This is a genomic window from Anaerocolumna sp. AGMB13025, assembly GCF_029689925.1.
Classification (GTDB): Bacteria; Bacillota; Clostridia; order Lachnospirales; family Lachnospiraceae; genus Anaerocolumna.
The window spans coordinates 6,551,702-6,574,997 of the sequence record NZ_CP121445.1; the positions used below are offsets into that span (position 1 = coordinate 6,551,702).

Sequence of the window (23,296 nt, forward strand, 5' to 3'; positions counted from 1 at the left end):
GAAACTATTAAGCAGTAATCCTAGTTAGGTAATAATTATTTTGTTACCGTAACCTTGCAGGTTGCTGTTTTTTTACCTTCTTTTGTAGTTGCCGTGATAACTGCACTTCCTGCTTTTTTACCAGTAACAACTCCAGTGGAAGAAACAGTTGCTACTGTTTTATCAGATGAACTCCAGGTAACATTTTTATCGGCAGCAGTGGAAGGACTAACGGTTGCTTTTAAAGTAACGGTTTTACCTGTTGCTACAGAAGCCTCTGATTTGCTTAATTTAACCCCTGTTACAGGACTTGCTACAGTTACTTTACATTTTTTAATTATATTGGAACCATCTGTTGTCTTAACTGTAATTGTTGCAGTACCAGCTCCTACGCCTTTAATCATACCAGTGGAAGAAACTGTAGCAACACCAAGGTTTGAAGAAGTATAAGTTAATTTCTTATCACTTGTATCTGCCGGCTGGAAGCTTGCAGTTAAAGAGTAGCTGAAACCTGTATTAATTGTAACGGAACTACTTCTTAAAGTGATGTCGGCAGCTTTCGTTTTTACAAGACCATTCTTAACAAAACCTAATTTATCAATAATTGCCTGACCGTCAGCGCTTGCAATGAAATCTAAGAAGGACTGTGCAGAAGGAGAAATTGTTTTATTCTTATTATAAACAAGTAAGAAAGGTCTCTTAATTGCATAGGTACCATCTGCTACTGTATATTTAGACGGTTCAACACCTTCTATTTTAAGAGCTTTTACTTTCGTTTCATCCATATCTCCAAGAGACATATAACCGATTGCACCGGCATTATTCTGAATTGCTGCCTGAACAGATCCTGTACTTGATAAGGAGCCGTCAAGTTTGAAATCATATCCACTTGGAAGTGCTTTGCCATAATCTACTTTAAAGAAATCTTCAAAGCAGCTTCTGGTACCGGAACCAGCTTCACGGCCAAAAGGAGCTATCTTCGTGTTTTTTGTATAAGAACCGCTGATTTGATCCCAAGTAGCTGCAGAAGCATCTTTGGTGAAAACTTTGTAAAGATCAGCAGGAGAAATCTCATTCAGAGGGTTCTTTTTATTAACAACAACTGCAAGTCCGTCCATGCAAATCTGGATTTGATTTAGTACTGCAGATTCATCTTTTGTTAACGCTCTGCTTGACATACCAAAATCAACTGTGCTGCTGGAATTTTTAGCATCTGAAATACCGGAACCGGAACCCGTAACATTCTGTTCAATAATTTTAATCCCCGGGTTTTTAGCCATAAAAGCCTCGGCTAATGCCTGAATAAGGGGATTTACCGAAGTTGAACCGGAAAATACTACTGTTTTTGAATCTGCAGCTAATGCTTTGGTTGGAACGAAAGAAAAACTGGTAAAAATCATTGCTACTAATACCACTAAGGATGAAACTTTTTTTACAAAATTTTTCATAAGAATTCTCCTATCTTAATAATTTTTTATGTACTTTCTTGACCACCTCGTAATTATAGTTTAGGAATGTAAAGATAACTATCATAAACCCTGGTAATTTATGTGTATTCTGTAATGAATTTGTAAATTTTTTATAATATTCCACTTTTTACATTTATTTGCTGGTTTTAGGTATACTATCCAGTCTTATGGTAATGCACATATGTAGATACTATAAAGGGGCGGCAGTAGCCTGGTATGCTTGAAATTTTTTTGTAGGGAAAAGTTCCATATGACACTAAAACTTGGGGAACTGCTTAAGGCAGGAGGAAAAGTGTAAAACTCGCACGCTCAGACAGTTACTCTTTTCCTCCATGGCGCAGTTCTCCAAGTTTAAGTGTCATAAGGAACCTTTCCAATACAAAAAAACTTCAAGCATACCAGGCTACTGCCTTAGTCTTTAGATTTAGCAGTTTTCCTTACATACCGGGTAATTTTTCGTAACCTTAATTATGTTAAATATTCCATATATTAAAGTTTTATTAATTAGATTCGTTAATTTCTTTCTCTCCTCTTGTATCCTCAATTTCCTGGATTATTTTATTCCTTTGCTCTAACTTCCTATTAATCCAAATCTCATCCTGTTTATTTATTTTGTTATTGTGTACTTGTGATCCATGCAGATATAATGCCATATATAATTACACACATGAGGATGTTTTTTAATCTAAACCCGAACCAGTAAAAGGCATAGGAAAAAGCCAGAACGATACAAAAGTCCAGAAAGTAAATAATTCCGAGTTGCAGGTATTCCATCTTAAAATCTAGTTTATTGATAATATGATTTACCGTGTAAATTAAATCAGACAAACTATAAATTGCAATACAAATTTGTGATACCCTGTTGGATCGTTATGATTATTCAGGTTGAAGATTGAGGAATAAATAAAAACCAGTAACTCTCCTTAAGTTAATAAAAGAGTTGCTGGTTCTTAATTTTATACATTTTTGCAGATAATTTATCTATTAAGGAATTATTTAAAAGATTGCATAAGTAGTTTTCAATTGCCAAAATCAGTCACTGTCTCCTAAAACAAATATATGAACCTTATTACTTAAGTTAATGCCATACCATAAATCATTACTGCTATTCACATGGATTGTCTGATACCATACATCTTTTTCTGCCTTCTCCTTCAGGTGGTCATAGTTAAAACCCATTAATCCAAAGCCTGCAATAGAAACAAACGCACCTGTCAAAATTGCTAAAAGACTATATACAACAATTTTTTTCTTATAGTTTTTTATACGCATCACATCACTACCTTCCTTTTAAATAAAGTTACTAATTTGGTATTAAAATTTTTGGTTATAATAATAAATTTCGTTGATAAAAGTATCGTTGCAGTGCCTAATAAAACTGAAAACCCAATTGCTGCAATTCCGGTGCCTAATTGAATAATTCCTAACGGCAAGCTGTTTGCCATGATAAAAGGCGAGCCAATAATACTGATAATAGAGGTTGTAAACAGACCGATGCTGCCGACTCCGGTAGTAAAAGGCAGACACCAAATAACAATATAGCTGGAAGCTAATAATAAAATTCCGGCCAAAACTAAACTCCCCCATAACGGAAACCCTAAAATTAATAGTATTGTATTAATAATTCTACTGCTGGTCATAGGCATATTTATTTTAACAGTATCATAACTTTCCAAAAGTTCTTCCGCCACCATCTTTGGAGTGCCCACTTTGATGACTGCATCCTCTTCTGTCATGCCATCTTCCATATAATCGGATATCATTTCATCATAAAAGGAAATGAACCGGTCTTTATCCGTGTTCTTCATTTTCTGCAAATGAAATCCCAGTTCTTTCAGAAAAATTGTTTTATTCATGATTTTATTCTCCTTTAATAAATTTATAGATTTTCATAACCTGCTTCCATTCTTCCAGAAACTCATCTATATAATCCTTTCCTTTGTCAGTAATCTTATAGTACTTTCTTAACCGACTGTTATGTTCAATGGAATATGTCTCCAGATAAGAACCGGTTTCCAGTCTTTTTAAGATTGGATACAGCGTTGATTCCGATATCTCTATGCAGGTAGATATATCTTTAATAATCTGATAACCATAGGAATCCGATTTTTTTAATACGGCAAGAACGCAAAATTCTAATAAGCCTTTTTTTAGTTGTACATCCATGTTACGCCTCCTTATGCATTATACTATACATAACATAGTATAATATGTCAAGGGGTATTCTTTCTTTTCTTCTGGGTACCTCTATATAGATAGCAAATAGCTGGAACTTCCGGTCCAGCGAGCATTTTGGTGCGGCTTGCTTTAGGTCTGTTCGGAATGTACCATACCTATATTCCTGAATGTTCCATATAAATTATGTTAATATTGTTGAAATAGAAACAAAAATTTACTATAATACTGTTAATGAACAGGTGAGTTAGGAGGACAGGTTATGAACAAGGAAGATCAGGTCATAATGACTTATAGAAACTTATATAACAAGATGGTTTGGCTTAATAATTTTAAGATGAAAGACTGTTTTAATGGTTATACCTCTTCCGAAGTACATTGTATCGAATACATTGGCAGTAATATCGATCCCAATGTGACAAAACTTGCGGAGTCCTTTTATATGACAAGCGGGGCAATTAGTAAAATGACTAAGAAGCTTATAAAAAAAGGTGCCATCGAAAGTTATCAGAAGCCGGATAACAAGAAAGAGATCTATTTTAGACTTACCAAACAGGGACAGGAAATATTTAAAATACATGAAGGACTGCACAAGGAGTTTCATGAACGTGATAAAGTTATATTTGATCAGGTAACCGAAGAACAATTTGACATTATGCTTCACTTCATCGATATGTACAGCAGACATTTGGATGCTGAAATAAAGAAACTGGGTCTTGATATTAAATCGGATAAATCTAATAATTAAATGAAATTGAAGGCAGTCTGACTCTATTTAGAGCAGGCTGCATTTTTATTGTCATAATATTGTTGACAAGGAAGCAAAATTATGTTACCATGTTTTTTGTTTCCAGGGAAGCAAAATCTTTATTACAAACGCCCGTACATGAAACTTATCTTTCGTTCAAAATCACGATAATTATTGGTACTGGTATTTTTAATTAGAATCTCACGTTTGAAAGGAGAACCACTATGTTCAAATCAAAATCACAAAATAAACAGAACACAGAACAAACCGTAGATAAAAAGGCTTTATTATTCGGTCTTATGTCTGTGTTCCTTGTCGGAATAGGCTTTACTATCATAGCACCTGTTGTTCCCTTCTTAGTCCAGCCTTATACAAATTCAGAAAATCAAGCAATCGTAGTAACGCTGCTAACCTCCGTTTATGCCTTGTGCGTATTTTTTTCGGCACCAGGACTTGGAGCTTTGAGCGACCGATACGGCCGTCGTCCAATTCTCTTGGTATGCCTATTGGGTTCTGCCATCGGTTACACCGTTTTTGGTATCGGAGGCGCTCTATGGGTATTATTTGCCGGACGTATACTAGAAGGTATAACTGGCGGAGATATCAGCACCATATTCGCATACTTTGCCGACATCACTCCCAAAGAACAGCGGACTAAAATCTTTGGATGGGTGAGTGCGATTACAGGCATTGGTACTGCCATCGGTCCGACTCTGGGGGGATTGATCGCTGACAGGTTTGGTTACGCTGCGCCTATGTTTTTTGGTGCCGGAATCACTCTGCTTAATGTTGTTTTCGGGTTCTTCTTTATGCCTGAAAGTCTTAATAAGGATAATAGACTAAAAGAGATTCCTCTTGTAAGACTAAATCCTTTTACCCAGCTTATCAACGTACTTTCTATGAAACATGTAGGGAGGATACTTATTTCTGCCTTTTTAATCTGGGTACCCAACGGATCTTTACAGGCAATCTTTTCACAATTTTCTATCGATACCTTTAATTGGAAGCCAGCACTGATCGGACTTATGTTTTCAATTATAGGCATCCAGGATATCATTTCCCAAAGTTTCATTATGCCAAAGCTGTTACAGAAACTTAACGACAAACAGATAGCTATGCTTGGAATGGCTTCCGAGATTATCGGCTACTGTTTTATAGCAGCATCCGCTTTGACTGCATTCTATCCTCTTTTTATTGCCGGAATGTTCGTCTTCGGCTTTGGTGATTCGATCTTTGGACCTTCCTTTAATGGTATGGTTTCCAAGTCAGTTGATTCCAGCGAGCAGGGAAGGATTCAAGGCGGCAGTCAATCGATTCAATCGTTAGCAAGAATAATCGGACCGATCATCGGAGGACAAATCTATATCTCACTTGGATCTGCGGCGCCTGCTTTCATGGGTATCATTCTTATATCAGCGGCGATACCGGTTTTGTATAAGAGTACGCATAAATAAGGAAACCGTTTCTTTACATTATTTAATGGTCAGCCAAATAAACAACCACAGAAGTAATGGTCTTACCGGTAAGCTTTTTCTTATAATCAACTAGGTTGCCCTGCTGCTAATTAGTAAACAGGATTAATCTGATAATCTTGTAAAAAAAACAAGTATAACAGCTGCCTGTCATACTTGTTTTTATTTAATATTTTTTATAGCTATTATTTATCTAAACTGCATTTTGTCTTATTAATCTTCTTAAATTGGGCGGCTATGGCAATACCCCGGATTCACCTCTTTGGGCTACTTAACTCCCAAGATATTCCCCAACTCATCTGTTTCATATTTTCCTTTTGTCATATCCAGTATGACATATTCATTGGACCACTTATCCCTTACCACTGCACACATTCCGATGGGAATATCAAAGGGCCCGTATATGATTTGTCCGCCTGCTTCTTTTATTTCTTCAACCGCCTGAAGAACGGACTCTACTTTAATGTCAACATTCATCTTTTGTCTCTCATTTTGCAGAACAATCTCTGTAAAATCATCTTCCATTCCCATGCCAACAGACGTTTCATTCTTCCATAAAACTTTTAAACCAAGCTTCGAATAATAATCTATGCCTTCCTTAAGATCCGATACATAAAGCTCGATGCAGTCTATACATTTTAGTAAACCCATCTTCATAATCCCCCTAGTATTTTTCTGGTAAATATTACATTTCTTTTCTAAGATGATTATAACATTTCAGGCTTTGGCTGTCTAATGTTGTATTATTTTATGTTTTTTGTCTATATAAATATATTTTATTCATATAGGTTATTCTATCATAATAATATAATATTTACAATTAGAACATTAATATATTTACACAGACAAATTCAGGAGGTGTTCCAGTTGAAAAACGAGGCTGATAAAAAGAATATCAATTATGAACAATTGGGGTTACGAATAAAAGAAGCGCGAATAAGTAAAAACCTGACTCAGGAAAGTATTGCTACTTACGTGGGTTGTAATGTTTCTCATATTTCTAATATTGAAAATAACCATACAAAAGTGTCTCTTACTATCTTATTAGCAATTGCCAATGCCCTTAATACAAGCATTGATTACCTTTTATCTGACCAATATGAGAATTCATCCCTTGCATTAGATAATGAGATCATGCGGGCACTAAAAGACTGTGATAATGAGAAAAAGCAGAAGATTTTAAAGATGATATCTATAATATAAATGGCTGAATACTATGCCTGTATCAAAAAATAATTTACCTCTGCCTCAAACTTTGGATAATCCATTACTGTTCTTAATAAATTGTATCGACGCAATTTATTCCAATAGATTCTGTCTTGAGTTTTATAGGAAACTATGGAACAAAACACTTATAATTGAAATTAATCTACTGTGAATTATTTGTATATAAGACTTAATAACTAATTACCGAGCAAACATATAAAAGCGGATGCCCCAAATTGTTTTTATAGACCATTTTGGTGGCTTCCGCTATTAAGATAACAAATATAATGCTCTAATTATTTTGAGATGCATCGATTAGCGCTTTCAACTGTTTTTTGCTAATAACCTTAATTTCTTTTATATGGCCTTTATCATTCCTTACCACCTGTAAAGCTGCAGATTCTTTTGAAGATACTCCTTCATTCAAATAAATATAAGCCCCATCAATCAATGCTTCTACTTTTTTATCTTTGTAAATCCAACATTCAAATTTATTACTATAAGTTACACCCAATTCAATATAATCCTTTAAAGTATCCGCATCAGAACCCCCAGTTTCCATTGCGGAACTAGTTTCCACTGCGGAGTTAATGCCCTTTCCCTTAGTCTGTACTTGATAAGGTACATTATCAGTACTTTGTTCAACCGCGTCTGAATTTGAATGATACATCCAAAAATCAACTTCTTCAAAACCTGTAAGTTCATAATTTTTATCTCTGACTGCTTTAATTCCTATGGTTCCTGTGGCATCCGTCAACCGGGTATATACATTCTTTTTTGTCTCATCCATAAAATAACCGACTGTTTGCTTTTTATAGATGAGTTTACCTTTCCCTTTATCATAAGATAATCCAAATTTTTTATAGTCAGAGAACCGTTCTGATTTAGCTATCTCTCCAGCCAGTTCTAATTCAACAGCATAACTGGGATCTGCTGTTGTTGTATATTCATAAGTAACAGCCGTACTGTTTGCGTTACTGTTAGTGCTGCTTGTATCTCTATTCTTCTCTGCTGCCGTGAAAACATTGGTAGAAGCCAGTATGGCAATTACAGATAAGGCCATTCCCATAGCCGTCAATTTCTTATATTTCATAATTGTAATTATCCTTTCTTTAATTGCATTTTTACCAAATCCATTATAAATTACATTCATCCTTGCTTTTTGCTCTGCCAGACCAATCAGGGTATATGCATAAAACTGCTTTTCATTTTCACCCAGCATTGATAGTACCTTTTCATCACAGGATAATTCCAAATCCCTGTTTAATAAAAAGTACATAACCCAGGTAAGGGGATTAAACCAATGCATACATAAAATTATCATTGATGCGAATTTTAACATATTGTCAAATCGCTTAATATGAACCAGTTCATGAGTCATAACGCATTCCAGTTGTTTCGTATTCGACAAATCCATTATTTTAGGCAGTATAATTCTTGGTATAATAATGCCATAAGTAACGGGTGTTGCTATAAAATCTGATGTCATTACCTTAATGTCCCGCTTTATTGGCTTATTAGCCAACCAGTGATTGATAAAGTCAGAATTATTAATTGGCAATGCCTCCTGCATTCTTTTGTATTCTTTTCTATACAAAAAAAGAAATATTCCAAAAAACAAAACTGCTCCCACAAGCCATACTATGGTAAGAACAGGGAGCTTCTGATGCATTACACCAATAGTTGCGGCTTCCGTACTTTTAACCACACCGGAAGCAGATTGGCTTAAGATATCCCGATTGTTATAAAGAACTTCTTTATTGTCTGACAATGAAGCGATCAGATTCGCTATACTGAATTTCATGGGTATTGTAATCGGTAAAAGCATCCGCAATAATGCAATCTCCCACAGTATTACAAATGTTCTTTTTTTCAGAAGATCAATGGACAGGCAGCGCAGGAGAATAATACATATAATTAAGATACCGCCTGAAATACTCATTTCAAAAATATTCATTCTCCACACCTCATTTTAATTTTTCAACCATTTGTTTCAGCATTTTTATTTCGTCTTCCGACAAGCTCTTCTCATTTAGAAAAGCGGCAAAAAAGTTCATATTAGAACCATCATACATTTTCTCAATCAGTTCCTTTGTTTCATATTTCTGAACCTTTATCCTGCTAATGGCTGCTCTGCATATAAAATTTGGTTCTTCCCTTTCAATTGCTCCCTTTTCTATGCATTTCTTAATAACCGTATAAGTGGTATTCCGGTTCCATCCGATTTCTTCTTTCAGAAGCTTTGCAAGCTGCCCGGCCGTCATATCACCGTTTTTCCATAAAACCTCCATAACCTTTAATTCGGAATCAAATAATTTAATATCCATATAACCTCCATGTGTCATTCTGATTTGATATCTTTCGTCTAATGTTACTATTGCAATAGTCATCTTTAATTTAGACTATCACAATAGTCATTATGTGTCAATGACTATTTTAGTAGTCATTTATATTTCTGGTTATTAAATAAAACAGGTATTTATTCCTTATGTGTGTAAGTATCGTCCCAGGAATAGAACAAAGAGTCTGGCTCGCCAGACTCTAGCGCTGACGCGCTGTCACGACAGTGACAATCTTCCTTAAGTGCGTCATGCGCATCCTGCCTGGAAGGCTTTTTTATTGCATAGGTAAGTTCGAAGAAGTTTCCTATGCAATAAGAAAAAGGACTGTTACCAGTCCCCTTTCTCAATACGTGCCATAACATAACTAAAATATTGTTTAGCCTAGTCTTTCACGACTCTGGCTGCACTTATAATCGGGCGATAATCATAAGCAGACACCTTAACGCCGTCTTTTAAATTTGAAGCATGAATGACCAAGTCTTTCCCTATGTAAATTCCATTATGACTAACTGTATTATCTTCCTTAGTCCCATAAAAAATAATATCCCCAGGCTTAAGACTGTCCAGAGAAACTGTAGCAAAACTACTTGCCTGTTCCTCAATGGTCCTTGGGAGTTCATAACCTGCTTCTTTATAAACAGCCTGAACAAAACCACTGCAATCTACTCCGGTATTAAGGTCATTGCCTCCGTACAAGTAGGGAACACCTTTGGCTGTAATTGCATAATCCGCCACCATTTCACCACTGGCTGCTGAAGTTTTTGTATCCGATGAACCCACATCATTATTCTCGTTATTTGCGTTCTCCGGTTCTTTCACTGCTGTATCAGTTAAATCAGAATTAGTTGAAACCTCCGTATTCTCAGACTTATCAGTACTTTGATTCAACGTTGATAAGCTAGTTTCCTCCTGCTGATATGCAGTACTTTCCTTCTCCGTCGAAGCCGACACACTGGTACCATGATGAAAAGCCACAATTCCAATTGTAAATACCAAAAGTACTGTCAGGGTTACCAGTATATTACCGGAGCTTTTTTTTCTATGTTCCATGATAGAACCTAACCTTTTTTTCATATATTTCTTACCTCCAATCATATTTACAGTAAATGCCCTATCTTCCAGGGTCATGGCATATCGTAATAAAAGCTTGCCATAATACAGACAATCTGATTTTGGTTTATTCAGCAGAACAAGTTCATCGCAGGAAGTTTCACTCCACTCCTCCAAATGTCTTGATACTACATAGCAAAATGGATTATACCAATGAATTGACCGTACTATAACACCTATTAATTTAATGATAGAATCCAATCTTTTTATATGGACAAGCTCATGTTTAATCACGAAATAAAACTCTCTGTCCGTATACATTTGGTCGGGCAAGACTATAAACGGGCAAAATATTCCGATTGTCATAGGGCTATTGATAACAGCACATGTATATATCTTAGTCTTCCTAATCTTTATGAGCCTTTTGCCCTCTTTCGGATATAATTCATGCATACATTGTTCATATACCGCTCTTAACTCATTCTGGTCAAAGGGTAACATAAATCGTTTTAACCGTTTTAAAAAACTATAATAACGAATTCCATTTTTAAGCAGAACCACCAAGCCTGCTATCCATAACATACCTAATAACCAATATCCGCTTTGGACTATTACAGAGGTTTTCATTGTTAGTAACTGCTTAAGAAAATACGGATACCCGACTTGTGTCTTATCCTTAGAATTGGTATCTTTGGCTACGTAATTTGGCAGCAGGATCTGTGACTCTTTTGTGCTGAGTTTATTAGATCCTGGCATATCGTTGCCGGGACTGACCGCAATATTATCCTCAGCTATCCGCGGCAAGCTGATGTAAAATAATGCACTCATACCATCAAAACGCATTGGCAGGAATAATCCAAGCAGCAGCACAATCCAAAGCCGGTATAGACAAACCGCAGATAAAAACTTCTTTATGTAGGCTTCTATAAGAACCAGTAAAATAATAAAGAATGCAATATTAAGAGAATTTGACAAGAACTTATAAAAAAGAGATACCATATTAACACCCATTGCATAACACATCTGTAAGCAGCTGTGTTACTGCCACATATAAAAAAGGTTGAAAGAATCCATAAGTGGCATCCTCTCATTCATACTATTTTCTTTCAACCTATTCTTCCTCTAATTTCTTAAACCATATACTCAGTTCGTCTATTTCCTCTTTGCTTAATCTGTTACCTCCGGAAAATGCATTCACCAGCTGATATAAGGAATTATCATGATACCGTTCCACAAAAAGTGCTGTCTCATATTGAATATAGTCCTCCTGCATGACCGAGGGATAATAGTTACGTTCCTTTCCCTGTTTTTCACTGCGTAAGAAACCGCGCTCGATTAAACGGTTTAAGAGGGTAACCAAAGTCTGCAGCTTCCATCCTTTTTTATTTCCCAACTGATTCATTAGTGTTGTAGTTGTAATGGGAACGGTATTTTTCCAGATTACCTGCATTACTTCGAATTCCGTTTCCGGTAATCTGGTTAAGTTATTTACTTTCTTATTATTGTTATTCTCCATGTCATACTCTCCTATATTATCTACATTTGTCTATATTAATAATATACACTTGTCTATAATAAATGTCAATGCTAATTTTATCTAATTTTTCTATCCACTATGTACATCCTCTGATGGTAACAGAATCGTCCGTTCGTTACCTTGGGATAGCAACAAATCCTATCTCACAAGAATTTGAACAGGTACATTCAAATCCTTATTTTCTGCATATACCCTTGTTATTTCCTGATAATTAGCTTCTACCTTTAGGGTCAGCTTTGCAATGGTATCTAATAAATATAAGTCCTCTTCAGTCAGTTCCTCATCCTTTGCCCCGACCAAACGCCAGGCTTTCCAGTCCAGGCCTTTACCTATCCGCACCAGATAAGGAACGGTTTCAACTTTATTTAATGCAGCAAAATCACGGAGTAACTGACCTCTTATAAACCAAGAACCGTGTAAAGAATCAATTCCCCACTCTGGTCTGATTGGGCAGCCTATTCCAAAGTTCTTAGGGTCAGCAGCACCTTCTCTGCACAAAATCCAGGCCTGTCCGGCAGTTATAAATTCATCTGCCTTAAGATTGCGGGGGGTAAATGTATTTATACGCTGCAATGATTGGTTGTTTCCCCGGGCACGATCCATCCCCCAGCCTATTACTATACTTTGCTGAAAGGGGTCAAGCTGAGGGTCTGACATTACCCACCTCTCTCCATCCCAATATTCACAAATCCAATGGTCTTCATATTGACCATCCCATCCGAAATATACTGCAAACCCGCATCTGCTTCTTGCCGGAATGCCTTTTGCTCTTAGTAAAGCACACATTAAGGTAGCAAATTCACGGCAGCAGGCAATCACACGGTTACTAGGATGGCGTGGAATTAAGAGATTGCTATGCTCAAGTTCTAACGCTTTGTCAAGTAAGTCCTCCATATAAGCAAACTTTTGAGTATATTCATGAGCTTTTATATACTCTACTCCATATTGCCCTACCCACCTATCATGAATAAGTAAGCCTTGTGCTGCCTGGTAGATTGCACCTGGATCAGCCGGCAGGCATTCCGTAAATTCTTTGTATTTGTTAAGACTGGTAATATCACCTGGCAAGCTATAATACAGTAATACCTCATTCATCTCTTATCCTCCACTTATTTGTTTTTGATATTTTAGTCTTGTTATTTAGTCTTTTACCCTTTTATTTGGTCTTTATATTTACTCTTGAAATTTTAATCTTTTATTTGACCTTTTATTTAATCTTTTATATGACCTTTTATTTGATCTTGTTATTTACTCTTGATGTTTGATCTTGCTAATTGTCTTGTTATTTGCTCTTGTTATTAATCTCGTTATTAATCCCGCTGCATATTCATGTTTCTATCACAGGAATCAATAACTGAAAACTATGAAAAGCAGGATCTTTAAATACTTCTTCATAAACCTCAATGTCATCGTAAGCCGCTATTTCATACCCCAGACTTTTTGCATAACCAATGGTACCTGCATAGGCATCCGGTACACTGATAAACTCTGGCACCTCCGCCTGTAAAAAGGTTCTTTCCTGTACTCTGCGGCTTACCATGCCTGATGGAATATCCTGGGTACTGTTCACTCTTATGCCCGCCAAATATTTAAAATGATACTCCTCGCAATACTCATGTTCACAAATGCCATACATAATCATCGGTTCACAAGAATGCTTCACTTCATCAGCCCGAGTAAGGAAATCACTCCACAGCCTGCCAATTGCTCCATCTAAATCCCATTTTGAAGCAGTACATTCCATTCCAATTACTTCAAAACCCTTTGTGTGCAGGATACTAAAGTTCATTTGTTGATTTTTAACTCTCTGTTCTTGCTCTAGGGTCTGTCTTTTTAAAGGCGGCGTTCCGTTGCTTTCTTTATACTTTTTAGGAGACACCCCATATATCCTTGCGAAAGCACGAGTGAATACATCATGGGATTCAAATCCGTATTCATATGCAATACAAGCAATTGTCTTATTCGTTTTCATGATATCTTTCGCAGCCATTGATAATTTTCGTCTTAAGATATATGCACCAACGGTATCTCCCGTCAACCGCTTAAACAACCGATAAAAATGCGGTACTGAAAAGCCTGCTGCGGCTGAAATATCATATAAACTTAGATCCCCCATTATATTATCTTCAATAAAATCCAATGCTCTTAGCATGCTCTGATCCGTAGGCATCTTTCCTCTCACCTCCAATTAGATTGTAACATGTAACATTATTTATATCTCGATGATTTTTATCAATTTCCTTTTTAAAAGCAATCGAATTTTAAATTCATCCTTGCAAAAAAGCGGTTATAGATGTATAGGTGACTCACACCTTAACATCAATAACCGCTTTATTTGCTCTGAGCAGGCTTTAAGGCTATTTAAAGCTGCAAAGAACCGGTTTTTAATTCATTTACTATATTTCTTACTCAGATACATCGTTACCACCGCCGGCAGATGCCAGCACCTCTGCCACCTCCACTACTTTTGGTGCATCCATCGTAAGCTCTGCACTGTCTGCCACTTCATTTGGATCTGGATTCTGGTCAGCAGGCTTTTCATCCTCCCACAGGGAATCGTATTGTTTTCTCTCTTTCCGTTCATTCATCATAGCCACGTTTTTTGCAGACATATACATTACCATGCTATATTCCATGAGCTTCTTTTCATCTGCGGCAGGCACTTTTCCGCCTTTCGAGATTCTTCTTGCTACCTCCGTAATTTTTGCCATATCCTTGGCATGATCCGCCATGATATCCCCTTGCTGTTTGGCTACCTCTGCATTATATAAACCGGAACGGATCTCCATAACCCGCCCCATGAAATTATGGTATTCTTCACACTTTTCTGAAACAGCATTATAGGATAATTCAAGGGTTACAGCTTCTTCGGAAAATTTCTCCTTACCATTTGGAACGTTCTTACTTTTTTCTTCTAATTCTTTCTTTTTTTTCGCTAAAGACATCTTTTGATCCCAAAACTCTTCGAACCGTGCCGAATAAATCTTTCGCGCATCACCTATTTTCATGATACTACCTCCTTATTGTCCCCATATAATCCATTGTCAAAGATTATATCGTCATATAATTAATAATATTAAACCGTTTGGGTTTTAATGGTAGGAATCGCATCATTATTCATAACATTGCTTCTCATTCTTTGCAAAAGCCTAGTTTCAAATTCAATCAATTTATCTATATTAATTTCTTACACAACCAATTGCTTTGTGTCAGCGCTATTTTTTACAATTCTTAAACCCCCGCGTTACACTTACTATACCGATTACTACAACATAGGTACAGATAGCTAACGCAATCATAGTAATTTCCGTTCCATAACTGTTGATGGTATTCGCCTGGATTGCCCCTAATATTCTAAATTGCAGATAAGTAACGAGTGCAATTAACCCAATATTAATAAAAAGCATATAAACCCCGGTTTGTCTGCTTATCTTTACTTTGTCATATTTGCTTTTTTCCTCTTTACTCAAGGTATTAAATCCAGTTACAAGATTGCTTCCTCTGCCTGTGAGCAAAATAATATTAACAAGTATCATAAGAGCTACAAGCCCCCAAATCACCCAAATAAACCACATAATAGTTATCTCCTTTCAATTCAATCAAATGCCTTTAATCAAATAAATAATATCAATAGCAACTATTACGAACCACTGAACTATCATGCATGCAATAACAGTTTCAGCAAAATATATCGGAGCAGCAATCAATACACTGGTTGCAATTGGTAAGAGTATCACAGCAACAATACCATTAAAACTTAAGTTCTTGCTTAATATACTGGTGTGGTATTCATCAAATCTTTTGAAATATAGGGCTGAAAACAAATCAATCAGAATCACAATACCAATCATACCAAAACCGATATACTTTAGATTACCCTGGGTAATAAATTCTGACCATATACTATCAGAAAAAAACAGCCCAGGGGTAAGAACTATTAATCAAAACCTGTCATCTTTCTATAAATGTTAGATTATTCTCTTTTGCAAAATCCTCTGCACAAGTATCCTTATATCCATAGATTACTACTTGATTACAACCCTTTAATATATCGGACTCAATTTCTTTAATTCCTTTGGGAAAGTATAAGCTTTCCAGATTGACACAATTGCAAAAAGCCTCTGAACCGACACGGGTTATCTGTTCCGGTAATTCAATTGATTTTAAAGAAGTACATCCTTTAAACGTTTGTTCCCGAATAGCGGTTAATTCAGAAGGCAGCTTTATTGTTTCAAGAGATACACAGTTTTCAAATGCAGAATAATCAAGAAATATTACCCGATCCGGGATTGTAACTTTCTTTAAATTAGTACAGTTTTTAAAACCATCAATCTGGGTAACGCTATCAGGAATTATAACTTGTTCCAATTGGGTATTCTCGCTAATACCTCTAACCCATGTAACCTCTCGTTTATTAATCCTAGATGGAATGGTAAGGGTTGTGTCAGTTCCCGCATAACGGAGAATGATTGCTTGATCTGGTCCGTTTGGCACATATAATAATCCTGTTCCCGTACATCGGATTGTGGTATTTTTGTAGTTTCTGGTATAGGTAACCTGAGTTGTTCCATCTGATAAAACTAATTTGCTTCTTGTCACAATCTTGTAGTTCCATATTTTTTTTGTGTTGTCGGTATTGTGATTCTTATAGAATGTAATGGTTTTATTTACAACATCTAAGGTATATGAACCCCGTTCAATTTCTTCACCAGCAGAGATATCAGCCTTTGAATACTCCCCCGTAGGCGAGAGATAAAGCTTGCAGCCATATGGTCCTTGGTCGTAGTCCCATCCATAGCTACATACAAATTCCTTTTCAGAATAAACTCTTACATAAAAAGATACCTTTTTATTGCTTCCATCTTTTGTTATTCCTGTGATTTTACAGAACCCCCGGCTGATACCGGTAACAAATCCTTTCCTATTAACACTTGCAATTGTCTTGTCTGAAGAAGACCAAGTTATGTTTTTATTTGCTGCATTTTGAGGTGAAATTGAGGTTTTTATTTGTAATGTCCCACTTACCCTCATTGAATAAAAATTTATAGAATCTATATTTGTTACTTTTAATTCTGTTACTTTTACTGTTTTTGAAGCTGCATACGTAGTATTCCCAATCAATAAGACAGCCAGTAAACATATTGCCATACTTGCCATACACATTATTACTTTCTTCATACCATTCTCCCCTCATAAACTATACAGAAACCTCATTTCTAAGATAACTCCCTAAATCGTACCACTATATCAATATATATTCAATAAATTTCCTTTTTGTTTTTTGCAAACATTCATATTTAGAAGCTTACAATTCAGGACAGAACGCTAGAAAGTATAAGATCCTCTCCCCTCCGTTTTTACGCACCTCCTAATATCAATTACCGTTGTTTCCTCTCTTCACTCCTGCTCTTTTACATAATTCTCAATATACGCCTCCAGCTTACGCTCTTCTCTGACTAACTGCTCATTAATTTCACTCAGTTTAGCATAGTCACAGGCAATTTCTGGATTCTCCATCAATGCCTTTATTCTTTCAATCTCCCTTTCCGTCTCTTCTACCCTCAGTTCCAGCTTTCTCATTTCCTGTTTCTTTCTGTCCTCTGCTTTTCTGCCCTCTGCTTTTCTGCCCCCCGATTTTCTGTCCTGCTCTTTTCTGTCCTGCTCTTTTCTGTTCTGCTCTTTTCTGTCCCACTCCTTTTCATTTATAACTGCTCTTGGAGTGTTTGTCTGATCTAGAAATTTAATGGCAGCATCCTCTTTTGCTGAAGCGAGTTTTCTCTCCGTTAATTCCTGATAACCAAAAGGATAATAACTCACCTTATCCTTTTCAAATATCAGCAGAGAATCTGCTATTTTTTGTACAAAATACCGATCATGGGATACGAACAGAACGGTACCTTCATAGTTCATCAGCATAGTCTCAAACGCCTCCTTCCCGATGATGTCCATGTGATTCGTCGGTTCATCTAGGATAAGCAGATTAGGTCGTTTCTTCAGAATTTTGGAAAGACTTAACCGAACCCTTTCTCCTCCTGACAGCTGACAAACCTTCTTATATACCGTATCCTGGGTAAATAAGAAGGCTCCCAGCGCAGAACGAGCCTCCGATAAAAGCATATCGGGGAATTCTTCACAAAAATCCTCTAGCACGGTCCTGTCATTCTCCTTCTTTGCAGGTTGTTGGTCGTAATAACCCGGCTCAATTTGAAAACCATAAAAAAATGTCCCTTCCAGCTGATTAACCTGTCTCACCAGTGTTTTAAGAAGTGTTGATTTCCCGATCCCATTTTCACCAATCACTGCAAGTCTCTGCCCCTTCTTTAACTCAAAACTCACTTCACATAGTGGTTTGTCATAGCCAATAACTAGCCGGTTTACCTTTAGAACCTCCTGTCCTCCCTCCTTAAGCGGCTTAAAATCTGCATGGAAGGACTTAAGGTCATAATTTTCCGGAGCCCGGACAAGATCCATGTGTTCAATCTGCTTTAGCTTGGATTTCGTCATAGCAACCTTTGTCGGATGATGCTTGTATTTCTCGATTAATGTCATAAGCCTTGTGATTTCCTTCTGCTGCATTTGATAATCCTTCTGCTGCTTATCCCAATTTAACCGCTTTTGTTTTACAAATGCCGAATAATTTCCCTGATATCGTATCATTTTCCGATGTTCGATTTCATAGGTAACATCTGCTATCTTATCAAGAAACGTTCTATCATGGGAAATGATAACCACCGCTTTCGGATACTGCTTTAAATATTGTTCAAGCCATTCAATCGTTGGGAGATCCAGATGATTGGTAGGCTCATCCAACAGCAGGATATCAGGTTTACATAACAGCAGTTGAATGAAGGCCAGTTTCGTTCTCTGCCCACCAGAAAAGTTTTTTATGGGGCGTTTCAAATCCGTAAGAGCAAATCCAAACTTAGTAACAACGGTTTCCATTTCCGACTGATAGGTATAACCTCCCGAGTGCTCTAAAAGTTCCAGTGTTTTTGAATAACTTTCAAGCACCTCCTTTGATTGATCTGTTTCCATGCGGATACAAAGCCGGTCTAATTTTTTCTTTAACTCAAGTAACTTTGTAAATGCCTTCATAAGCTCTTCTTCCACTGTTAAATCTTCATTCTCAAAACTGATCTGCTGTAAGAACCCAATGGTTATATTACCCCCTTTGCTAATCCAGCCATCTTCATCACTGTCTTGATTATCCAATGGTAGCAAGCCGGCAATCAGCTTAAACAAGGTGGTTTTTCCACAGCCGTTTCGTCCAACAACTGCAATCTTTTCTGTATTTCTTATTTCAAAATTAATATGATCAAGTATGGTTTCGGCAGAATATTTCACAAGTCCGTTATTGATTTGATAAATCATAGATATCTTCTTTCCTTTCACTTAAATCTTTTGGTTAATAGGCAAACTTTCTATTGCTGCTTTCAGCTGTATCGGCCTTCTGCTAAATTCGGCATATTAAAAAAAGCCGGCTCAGGTTCGTGGCTGCAAACCTGTCCGACAGTTATTGGTCTAATACTCTTTGTTCGAAAACCTTCCATTTCTCCAATGCTTTCCAACAGAGCAAAGAGTCTGGCTCGCCAGACTCTAGCGCTGACGAGCTGTCACGATAGTGACAATCATCCTTAAGCGCGTCATGTGCCTCCCCCGGAGGGTTTTTATCGAATAGGACGAACTTTCCCTATACGATAAAAAAACTGCAGACAGACTAATGCTGTTGCAGTCACATATCAATGGATCAATCCTGATCACCGCTTCTTAAACTAGGATGCCAAAATGAGGTACTCAAAATAATCCCCCTGATAACGATTAGGAGAATTAACGAATATTGTTTGGCATCAGCTATTTAAGAAATGAAACCTCCGAACAAAGCATAGCCGACTTTTTAAATTGTAGTCCTTGCGCGGAGATAAGTTTCACTGCTATAATCATCATAATAGGTTTCACAGAATTGTTCCTTTCCAGTTTATTTTTCTTCATTATATCATATATTCCAATAAATTCAAGTAACTAAATAGAACGCGAACTTACCTTGACTATATTACATAGTAAGGGAGTGAGCCTTATGACAGTTGCAGAAGCTTTATCTTTAATGGTAACCTTTGCTACTTTTGTTGTAGCTTTAATCACTCTTGTTGTCCATCTAATAAAGATGAACAACAAAAAATGATTATCCTGCACCGTCCAAAGTCTAGGCCTAGATCGCTATCCACCAAAATACACCAAATTTATCCACAACATCAGCACAATATGGATTCCAATCACATGGTCCCAGCGGATGAATTACCGTTCCTCCATTACTTAGTATTTCAAATGCGTGACGTACAGCCTCCTCATTACCCATTTCATACACATTAAAAGCAGTTGTCTGCCACGCCTGCCCTTTTGTACGTTCGCAATTATCCGGTGCTTCACTCACAGCCATAAATAATTGGTCGTTAATCATTAACTCACAATGTTCATACGTGTTTTCCGGTGTTTTGAAATTCAATCCAATCTTTGCCCCAAAGGCATCACAATACCGCTCGACTGCCTCAAAACTACCTTTTACATATACTTGCGCTCCTATTTTCATTCCACATATCTCCTTTACTCACGTTTCTTTACTACACTGAATTATACGATATTTCAGAAAAATAGTATTGCAAAAAAGCGACATTTATCGTCGCCAGGCAGTCTTAAGGGCTTCCCTTGGAGTCATGGTATGATATTTTCTAAAATTATTTAGCAAATGAGCCTGGTCAACATAATAGTATTTATCAACCGCATCTTGTATGGTTCCAATTTTAGCAAAAGCAATATCGTGCCATAAATTCTGATACCGAATCAAATCGCTTACCTTTTTTATGCCCATCCCAAAGTATCCTTTAAACAAACGCTCCAACTGCCTTTGGGAAATAACTGCATAATTGCAAGTTTCTTTTACTGAGGAAATACCTTTAGCATGTAAAATATGTGACAGTGCATTCACCGCATTCTGATTATAATGATTTGGCTGAATTTTCTTCTTTAAAAACTGGTCCGTCAATTTTACTCTCTCATGAAAATCAATTTTATCAAGCAGCAACCTTTCAAAAAAGCTCTTCCATCCCGGAAAATATGCTTCAATATCAACATATGAATTATAACTTCTTTCAATACTGTCACTCATAAAATATTGCACTCCCCAGAAGTAAAATTGTATAGCAAAACGGGATATATTCGGTCGGTCTTTGATTGACCATGCATAACCCGGATGATCGGATATGCCACAAAAACCACCCTCTACGATCCCGTTTGAATGGTCAATTGTAAAAATTATATCTACACATGCATCCGGGACAATTAAGGAAGGTTCAAATTCCTGTACAGACCATTTCGTTGTTGGTCTTTCCGATCCCCAATAAGAAGAAATATATGGACTCAAAAAGCTACAAGGTGGACTGTATGACATTACACCCGATGTTGTTCCTGATATATATGCCCCTGTAGGTTTTAATAATAAGTGAAAATCTTCCATACGCACTCCCCCGCTAAGTCATAAAATTGTATCAAAATCAAGAACTGTTTATCGTCCTCTTCTTACTTCATATCTTTCTGCATATATTATCTGACATTTTAATTTTTCTCCATAAATAATTATATCACTCTTATCCCATTATTTCCCCATGTATTTTATCAATTTAAATATTGTAGCTCTAATATGTGAAGTAACACTTGAGTCAGACACTATGTAGTAACACTTGAGTCAACGCTTGACAACCTCCATTTTCATGCTATACTAATAAGGTCACAAACGCCCTAAAAACAAGGTCATTATGGGCAAGCAAAAGAGTACCTAACGCTTTTTCTCTTTTGTTTCATAAACCGAGTGTTCGAGACCTTCCACTCGTAAAACAAAACTTTTAAGGTGTGGGATTTATGATGGGTCATAGTATACTATAGCCGTTTAAGATACTGGATTTTATTACATGGTGTTTCATGATGGGTTATTATAATCTGTGTAAAAACTGTGTAGTAGCTGTGTAAAAGAATATACCCCTGCAAGAACATATTAAATACCTCTTACAGGGGGTGGTTTAATCATTATCAAAGATAATTACTTTGCTACGGTGTTATCGAGTTTTATAATTATATCATCTAATCTTTTTATGATTTTTTTAGCTTTCTCACAAAAATTATCATCGTGAGAATATTTTAAAACACTAATGATAAATGCTCTATTGCCTGCAAAATAGTTTATTAATTCATAGATACCATTTATTTTTAAATAATCCGTGCCCATTTCCGATTTTAGAAAGTCATTTAACTTTTCATAGTATGATTGATTTTTGTAATCTTTGTGATTTTCTACATAAAAAAGGACTCTGCTTAAATTAGAAAGTTTACTTCTTGATAATCTAATATTATCTGATATGACATATCCACCTAGTGAAATTTGATTCTTAGCACGTACAACTTTGTTATAATTTAAGTATAAATTTTCAGTAGCAATTATCTTCGATACACCCGATATAAAAGACTTTTTCAATATAATAGGGTTATTTGAAGAAAAAAGCATATCATCTGCATACCTTGTATAATTTATTTGAAAACATCTACAATATTTTTCAATTCTAATATCTAATTTTCTAAAAACTAAATTAGATATTATGGGTGATGTGGGTGCTCCTTGAACCAGCTTATTGTCATATGTTAAAATATCAATTATTCTATTCAAAATTATTTTAATATCAAAGGCTGTAAAATCTTTATTAATTTTGAAATAATATTCTAGAGCTTCTTTAATTGATGCTGTATTTATTGACTCAAAAAAATTTCTAATATCTAGCCTTAGATAAAAATAATCTTTATAAAAGCATATGTGCGGTAAAAGATACTCTATATAATTTGTATCTTTTCTAAACCCATGAACCGTATCTGGTAACAAAATATTATGTAAAAACTTATCACATAGTCTTTTTTGAATTATATATATTTTAGATGAATTATTAATAGAATAAATAGTTCTTTTTCCACTCTTTTTAGGGATTTCAATAGGAATTCCATAATACTTTTTCTTATTTTTATCACTCAAAATACCAGCTAATTCATCCTCGTTAATTCCTAAAATATCATTATAAAACATTGCTTTATTTTCTATTTTCCATATTTTCATATTCTAATCCTCAAAATTTAAAATGGCTTCCTTAGGAAGCCATGAATGAGTACTTCTCATCTTTCGCCCTGCGAGGTAAAAGAGAATAATATAGCTATGTAATAGCTATCATCGACTAAAATTGTAATTATCACTCCTTGGCTTTTTGATTTTATATTATTTTGTGAAAATA

23 protein-coding genes are annotated in these 23,296 nt (G+C 36.0%); 4 read left to right on the forward strand and 19 right to left on the reverse strand.

Translation table 11 applies throughout. The features are described from left to right. Positions 1 to 35: 35 nt before the first annotated feature. The 4 genes from QA584_RS27475 to QA584_RS27490 form a co-directional block, all read right to left on the reverse strand. Positions 36 to 1,427, reverse strand: a complete 1,392-nt coding sequence (locus QA584_RS27475) for a substrate-binding domain-containing protein (RefSeq protein WP_278272284.1) — start codon at positions 1,425 to 1,427, stop codon at positions 36 to 38. Between the two features lie 1,053 nt (positions 1,428 to 2,480). Further along, positions 2,481 to 2,723, reverse strand: coding sequence for a hypothetical protein (locus QA584_RS27480; protein WP_278272285.1), 243 nt, complete (start codon positions 2,721 to 2,723; stop codon positions 2,481 to 2,483). After that, positions 2,720 to 3,304: a DUF1700 domain-containing protein gene (locus QA584_RS27485; protein ID WP_278272286.1), complete on the reverse strand. Its 585-nt coding sequence runs from the start codon at positions 3,302 to 3,304 to the stop codon at positions 2,720 to 2,722. Before QA584_RS27485 ends, QA584_RS27480 begins: the two co-directional genes overlap by 4 nt. Positions 3,305 to 3,308: 4 nt before the next feature. Next, positions 3,309 to 3,614: a PadR family transcriptional regulator gene (locus tag QA584_RS27490; protein WP_278272287.1), complete on the reverse strand. Its 306-nt coding sequence runs from the start codon at positions 3,612 to 3,614 to the stop codon at positions 3,309 to 3,311. Between the two features lie 271 nt (positions 3,615 to 3,885). Between QA584_RS27490 and QA584_RS27495 the strand changes: the two genes are divergently transcribed. Further along, positions 3,886 to 4,371, forward strand: a complete 486-nt coding sequence (locus QA584_RS27495; protein ID WP_278272288.1) for a MarR family transcriptional regulator — start codon at positions 3,886 to 3,888, stop codon at positions 4,369 to 4,371. A 224-nt stretch (positions 4,372 to 4,595) separates the two neighbouring features. Next, on the forward strand, positions 4,596 to 5,825 hold the full coding sequence (locus tag QA584_RS27500) for an MFS transporter (RefSeq protein WP_278272289.1): 1,230 nt from the start codon (positions 4,596 to 4,598) through the stop codon (positions 5,823 to 5,825). 285 nt (positions 5,826 to 6,110) lie between these two features. Here the strand turns inward: QA584_RS27500 and QA584_RS27505 are convergent, their stop codons facing one another. Further along, positions 6,111 to 6,494: a VOC family protein gene (locus QA584_RS27505; protein ID WP_278272290.1), complete on the reverse strand. Its 384-nt coding sequence runs from the start codon at positions 6,492 to 6,494 to the stop codon at positions 6,111 to 6,113. A gap of 216 nt (positions 6,495 to 6,710) precedes the next feature. Here QA584_RS27505 and QA584_RS27510 point away from each other — a divergent pair, with 216 nt between their 5' ends. Further along, positions 6,711 to 7,046 carry a helix-turn-helix domain-containing protein gene (locus QA584_RS27510; protein ID WP_278272291.1) on the forward strand — a complete coding sequence of 112 codons (336 nt, stop codon included), beginning with the start codon at positions 6,711 to 6,713 and terminating at the stop codon, positions 7,044 to 7,046. A 295-nt stretch (positions 7,047 to 7,341) separates the two neighbouring features. On the opposite strand, the gene QA584_RS27515 is transcribed toward QA584_RS27510, so the two are convergent. The 11 genes from QA584_RS27515 to QA584_RS27565 form a co-directional block, all read right to left on the reverse strand. Further along, complete coding sequence (locus tag QA584_RS27515; protein WP_278272292.1) at positions 7,342 to 9,006, reverse strand: M56 family metallopeptidase; 1,665 nt, start codon at positions 9,004 to 9,006, stop codon at positions 7,342 to 7,344. Positions 9,007 to 9,016: 10 nt separating this feature from the next. Then, a complete protein-coding gene (locus tag QA584_RS27520) occupies positions 9,017 to 9,376 on the reverse strand; it encodes a BlaI/MecI/CopY family transcriptional regulator (protein WP_278272293.1) in 360 nt (119 codons plus the stop codon). 396 nt (positions 9,377 to 9,772) lie between these two features. After that, positions 9,773 to 11,440: a M56 family metallopeptidase gene (locus tag QA584_RS27525; RefSeq protein ID WP_278272294.1), complete on the reverse strand. Its 1,668-nt coding sequence runs from the start codon at positions 11,438 to 11,440 to the stop codon at positions 9,773 to 9,775. 112 nt (positions 11,441 to 11,552) lie between these two features. Continuing rightward, a complete protein-coding gene (locus QA584_RS27530; protein ID WP_278272295.1) occupies positions 11,553 to 11,957 on the reverse strand; it encodes a BlaI/MecI/CopY family transcriptional regulator in 405 nt (134 codons plus the stop codon). Between the two features lie 159 nt (positions 11,958 to 12,116). Continuing rightward, positions 12,117 to 13,073, reverse strand: coding sequence for a transglutaminase domain-containing protein (locus QA584_RS27535; protein WP_278272296.1), 957 nt, complete (start codon positions 13,071 to 13,073; stop codon positions 12,117 to 12,119). 232 nt (positions 13,074 to 13,305) lie between these two features. Further along, positions 13,306 to 14,148 carry an AraC family transcriptional regulator gene (locus QA584_RS27540; RefSeq protein WP_278272297.1) on the reverse strand — a complete coding sequence of 281 codons (843 nt, stop codon included), beginning with the start codon at positions 14,146 to 14,148 and terminating at the stop codon, positions 13,306 to 13,308. Positions 14,149 to 14,383: 235 nt separating this feature from the next. After that, complete coding sequence (locus tag QA584_RS27545) at positions 14,384 to 14,986, reverse strand: hypothetical protein (protein WP_278272298.1); 603 nt, start codon at positions 14,984 to 14,986, stop codon at positions 14,384 to 14,386. 207 nt (positions 14,987 to 15,193) lie between these two features. After that, positions 15,194 to 15,553 carry a DUF3784 domain-containing protein gene (locus QA584_RS27550; protein ID WP_278272299.1) on the reverse strand — a complete coding sequence of 120 codons (360 nt, stop codon included), beginning with the start codon at positions 15,551 to 15,553 and terminating at the stop codon, positions 15,194 to 15,196. A gap of 24 nt (positions 15,554 to 15,577) precedes the next feature. Next, positions 15,578 to 15,829 (reverse strand): hypothetical protein, encoded by a 252-nt coding sequence (locus tag QA584_RS27555; protein ID WP_278272300.1) that lies wholly within the window; start codon positions 15,827 to 15,829, stop codon positions 15,578 to 15,580. A gap of 100 nt (positions 15,830 to 15,929) precedes the next feature. Further along, entirely contained in the window at positions 15,930 to 17,156 is a 1,227-nt protein-coding gene (locus QA584_RS27560; RefSeq protein ID WP_278272301.1) for a leucine-rich repeat protein, read from the reverse strand. Positions 17,157 to 17,375: 219 nt separating this feature from the next. Then, the gene (locus tag QA584_RS27565) at positions 17,376 to 19,349 is read right to left on the reverse strand and encodes an ABC-F family ATP-binding cassette domain-containing protein (RefSeq protein ID WP_278272302.1); all 1,974 of its coding nucleotides are present in this window, start codon (positions 19,347 to 19,349) and stop codon (positions 17,376 to 17,378) included. Positions 19,350 to 20,052: 703 nt separating this feature from the next. Here QA584_RS27565 and QA584_RS27570 point away from each other — a divergent pair. After that, complete coding sequence (locus QA584_RS27570) at positions 20,053 to 20,157, forward strand: putative holin-like toxin (protein WP_278272303.1); 105 nt, start codon at positions 20,053 to 20,055, stop codon at positions 20,155 to 20,157. Positions 20,158 to 20,184: 27 nt separating this feature from the next. Here QA584_RS27570 and QA584_RS27575 read toward each other — a convergent pair whose 3' ends face one another. From QA584_RS27575 to QA584_RS27585, 3 genes are all read right to left on the reverse strand, one after another. Next, entirely contained in the window at positions 20,185 to 20,562 is a 378-nt protein-coding gene (locus QA584_RS27575) for a VOC family protein (protein ID WP_278272304.1), read from the reverse strand. 84 nt (positions 20,563 to 20,646) lie between these two features. Beyond that, on the reverse strand, positions 20,647 to 21,486 hold the full coding sequence (locus QA584_RS27580) for an AraC family transcriptional regulator (RefSeq protein WP_278272305.1): 840 nt from the start codon (positions 21,484 to 21,486) through the stop codon (positions 20,647 to 20,649). Between the two features lie 579 nt (positions 21,487 to 22,065). Continuing rightward, positions 22,066 to 23,124, reverse strand: coding sequence for a reverse transcriptase family protein (locus QA584_RS27585; RefSeq protein WP_278272306.1), 1,059 nt, complete (start codon positions 23,122 to 23,124; stop codon positions 22,066 to 22,068). Positions 23,125 to 23,296: the final 172 nt, after the last annotated feature.

Bases quoted from the DNA above. Each gene is read 5' to 3' on its own strand.
- QA584_RS27535 (WP_278272296.1), bottom strand. From the start codon at position 13,073: ATGAATGAGGTATTACTGTATTATAGCTTGCCAGGTGATATTACCAGT.
- QA584_RS27585 (WP_278272306.1), bottom strand. From the start codon at position 23,124: ATGAAAATATGGAAAATAGAAAATAAAGCAATGTTTTATAATGATATT.
- QA584_RS27490 (WP_278272287.1), bottom strand. From the start codon at position 3,614: ATGGATGTACAACTAAAAAAAGGCTTATTAGAATTTTGCGTTCTTGCC.
- QA584_RS27485 (WP_278272286.1), bottom strand. From the start codon at position 3,304: ATGAATAAAACAATTTTTCTGAAAGAACTGGGATTTCATTTGCAGAAA.
- QA584_RS27530 (WP_278272295.1), bottom strand. From the start codon at position 11,957: ATGGAGAATAACAATAATAAGAAAGTAAATAACTTAACCAGATTACCG.
- QA584_RS27475 (WP_278272284.1), bottom strand. From the start codon at position 1,427: ATGAAAAATTTTGTAAAAAAAGTTTCATCCTTAGTGGTATTAGTAGCA.
- QA584_RS27580 (WP_278272305.1), bottom strand. From the start codon at position 21,486: ATGGAAGATTTTCACTTATTATTAAAACCTACAGGGGCATATATATCA.
- QA584_RS27520 (WP_278272293.1), bottom strand. From the start codon at position 9,376: ATGGATATTAAATTATTTGATTCCGAATTAAAGGTTATGGAGGTTTTA.
- QA584_RS27570 (WP_278272303.1), top strand. From the start codon at position 20,053: ATGACAGTTGCAGAAGCTTTATCTTTAATGGTAACCTTTGCTACTTTT.
- QA584_RS27495 (WP_278272288.1), top strand. From the start codon at position 3,886: ATGAACAAGGAAGATCAGGTCATAATGACTTATAGAAACTTATATAAC.
- QA584_RS27575 (WP_278272304.1), bottom strand. From the start codon at position 20,562: ATGAAAATAGGAGCGCAAGTATATGTAAAAGGTAGTTTTGAGGCAGTC.
- QA584_RS27500 (WP_278272289.1), top strand. From the start codon at position 4,596: ATGTTCAAATCAAAATCACAAAATAAACAGAACACAGAACAAACCGTA.
- QA584_RS27555 (WP_278272300.1), bottom strand. From the start codon at position 15,829: ATGATTGGTATTGTGATTCTGATTGATTTGTTTTCAGCCCTATATTTC.
- QA584_RS27560 (WP_278272301.1), bottom strand. From the start codon at position 17,156: ATGAAGAAAGTAATAATGTGTATGGCAAGTATGGCAATATGTTTACTG.
- QA584_RS27505 (WP_278272290.1), bottom strand. From the start codon at position 6,494: ATGGGTTTACTAAAATGTATAGACTGCATCGAGCTTTATGTATCGGAT.
- QA584_RS27565 (WP_278272302.1), bottom strand. From the start codon at position 19,349: ATGATTTATCAAATCAATAACGGACTTGTGAAATATTCTGCCGAAACC.
- QA584_RS27550 (WP_278272299.1), bottom strand. From the start codon at position 15,553: ATGTGGTTTATTTGGGTGATTTGGGGGCTTGTAGCTCTTATGATACTT.
- QA584_RS27515 (WP_278272292.1), bottom strand. From the start codon at position 9,006: ATGAATATTTTTGAAATGAGTATTTCAGGCGGTATCTTAATTATATGT.
- QA584_RS27540 (WP_278272297.1), bottom strand. From the start codon at position 14,148: ATGCCTACGGATCAGAGCATGCTAAGAGCATTGGATTTTATTGAAGAT.
- QA584_RS27545 (WP_278272298.1), bottom strand. From the start codon at position 14,986: ATGAAAATAGGTGATGCGCGAAAGATTTATTCGGCACGGTTCGAAGAG.
- QA584_RS27525 (WP_278272294.1), bottom strand. From the start codon at position 11,440: ATGGTATCTCTTTTTTATAAGTTCTTGTCAAATTCTCTTAATATTGCA.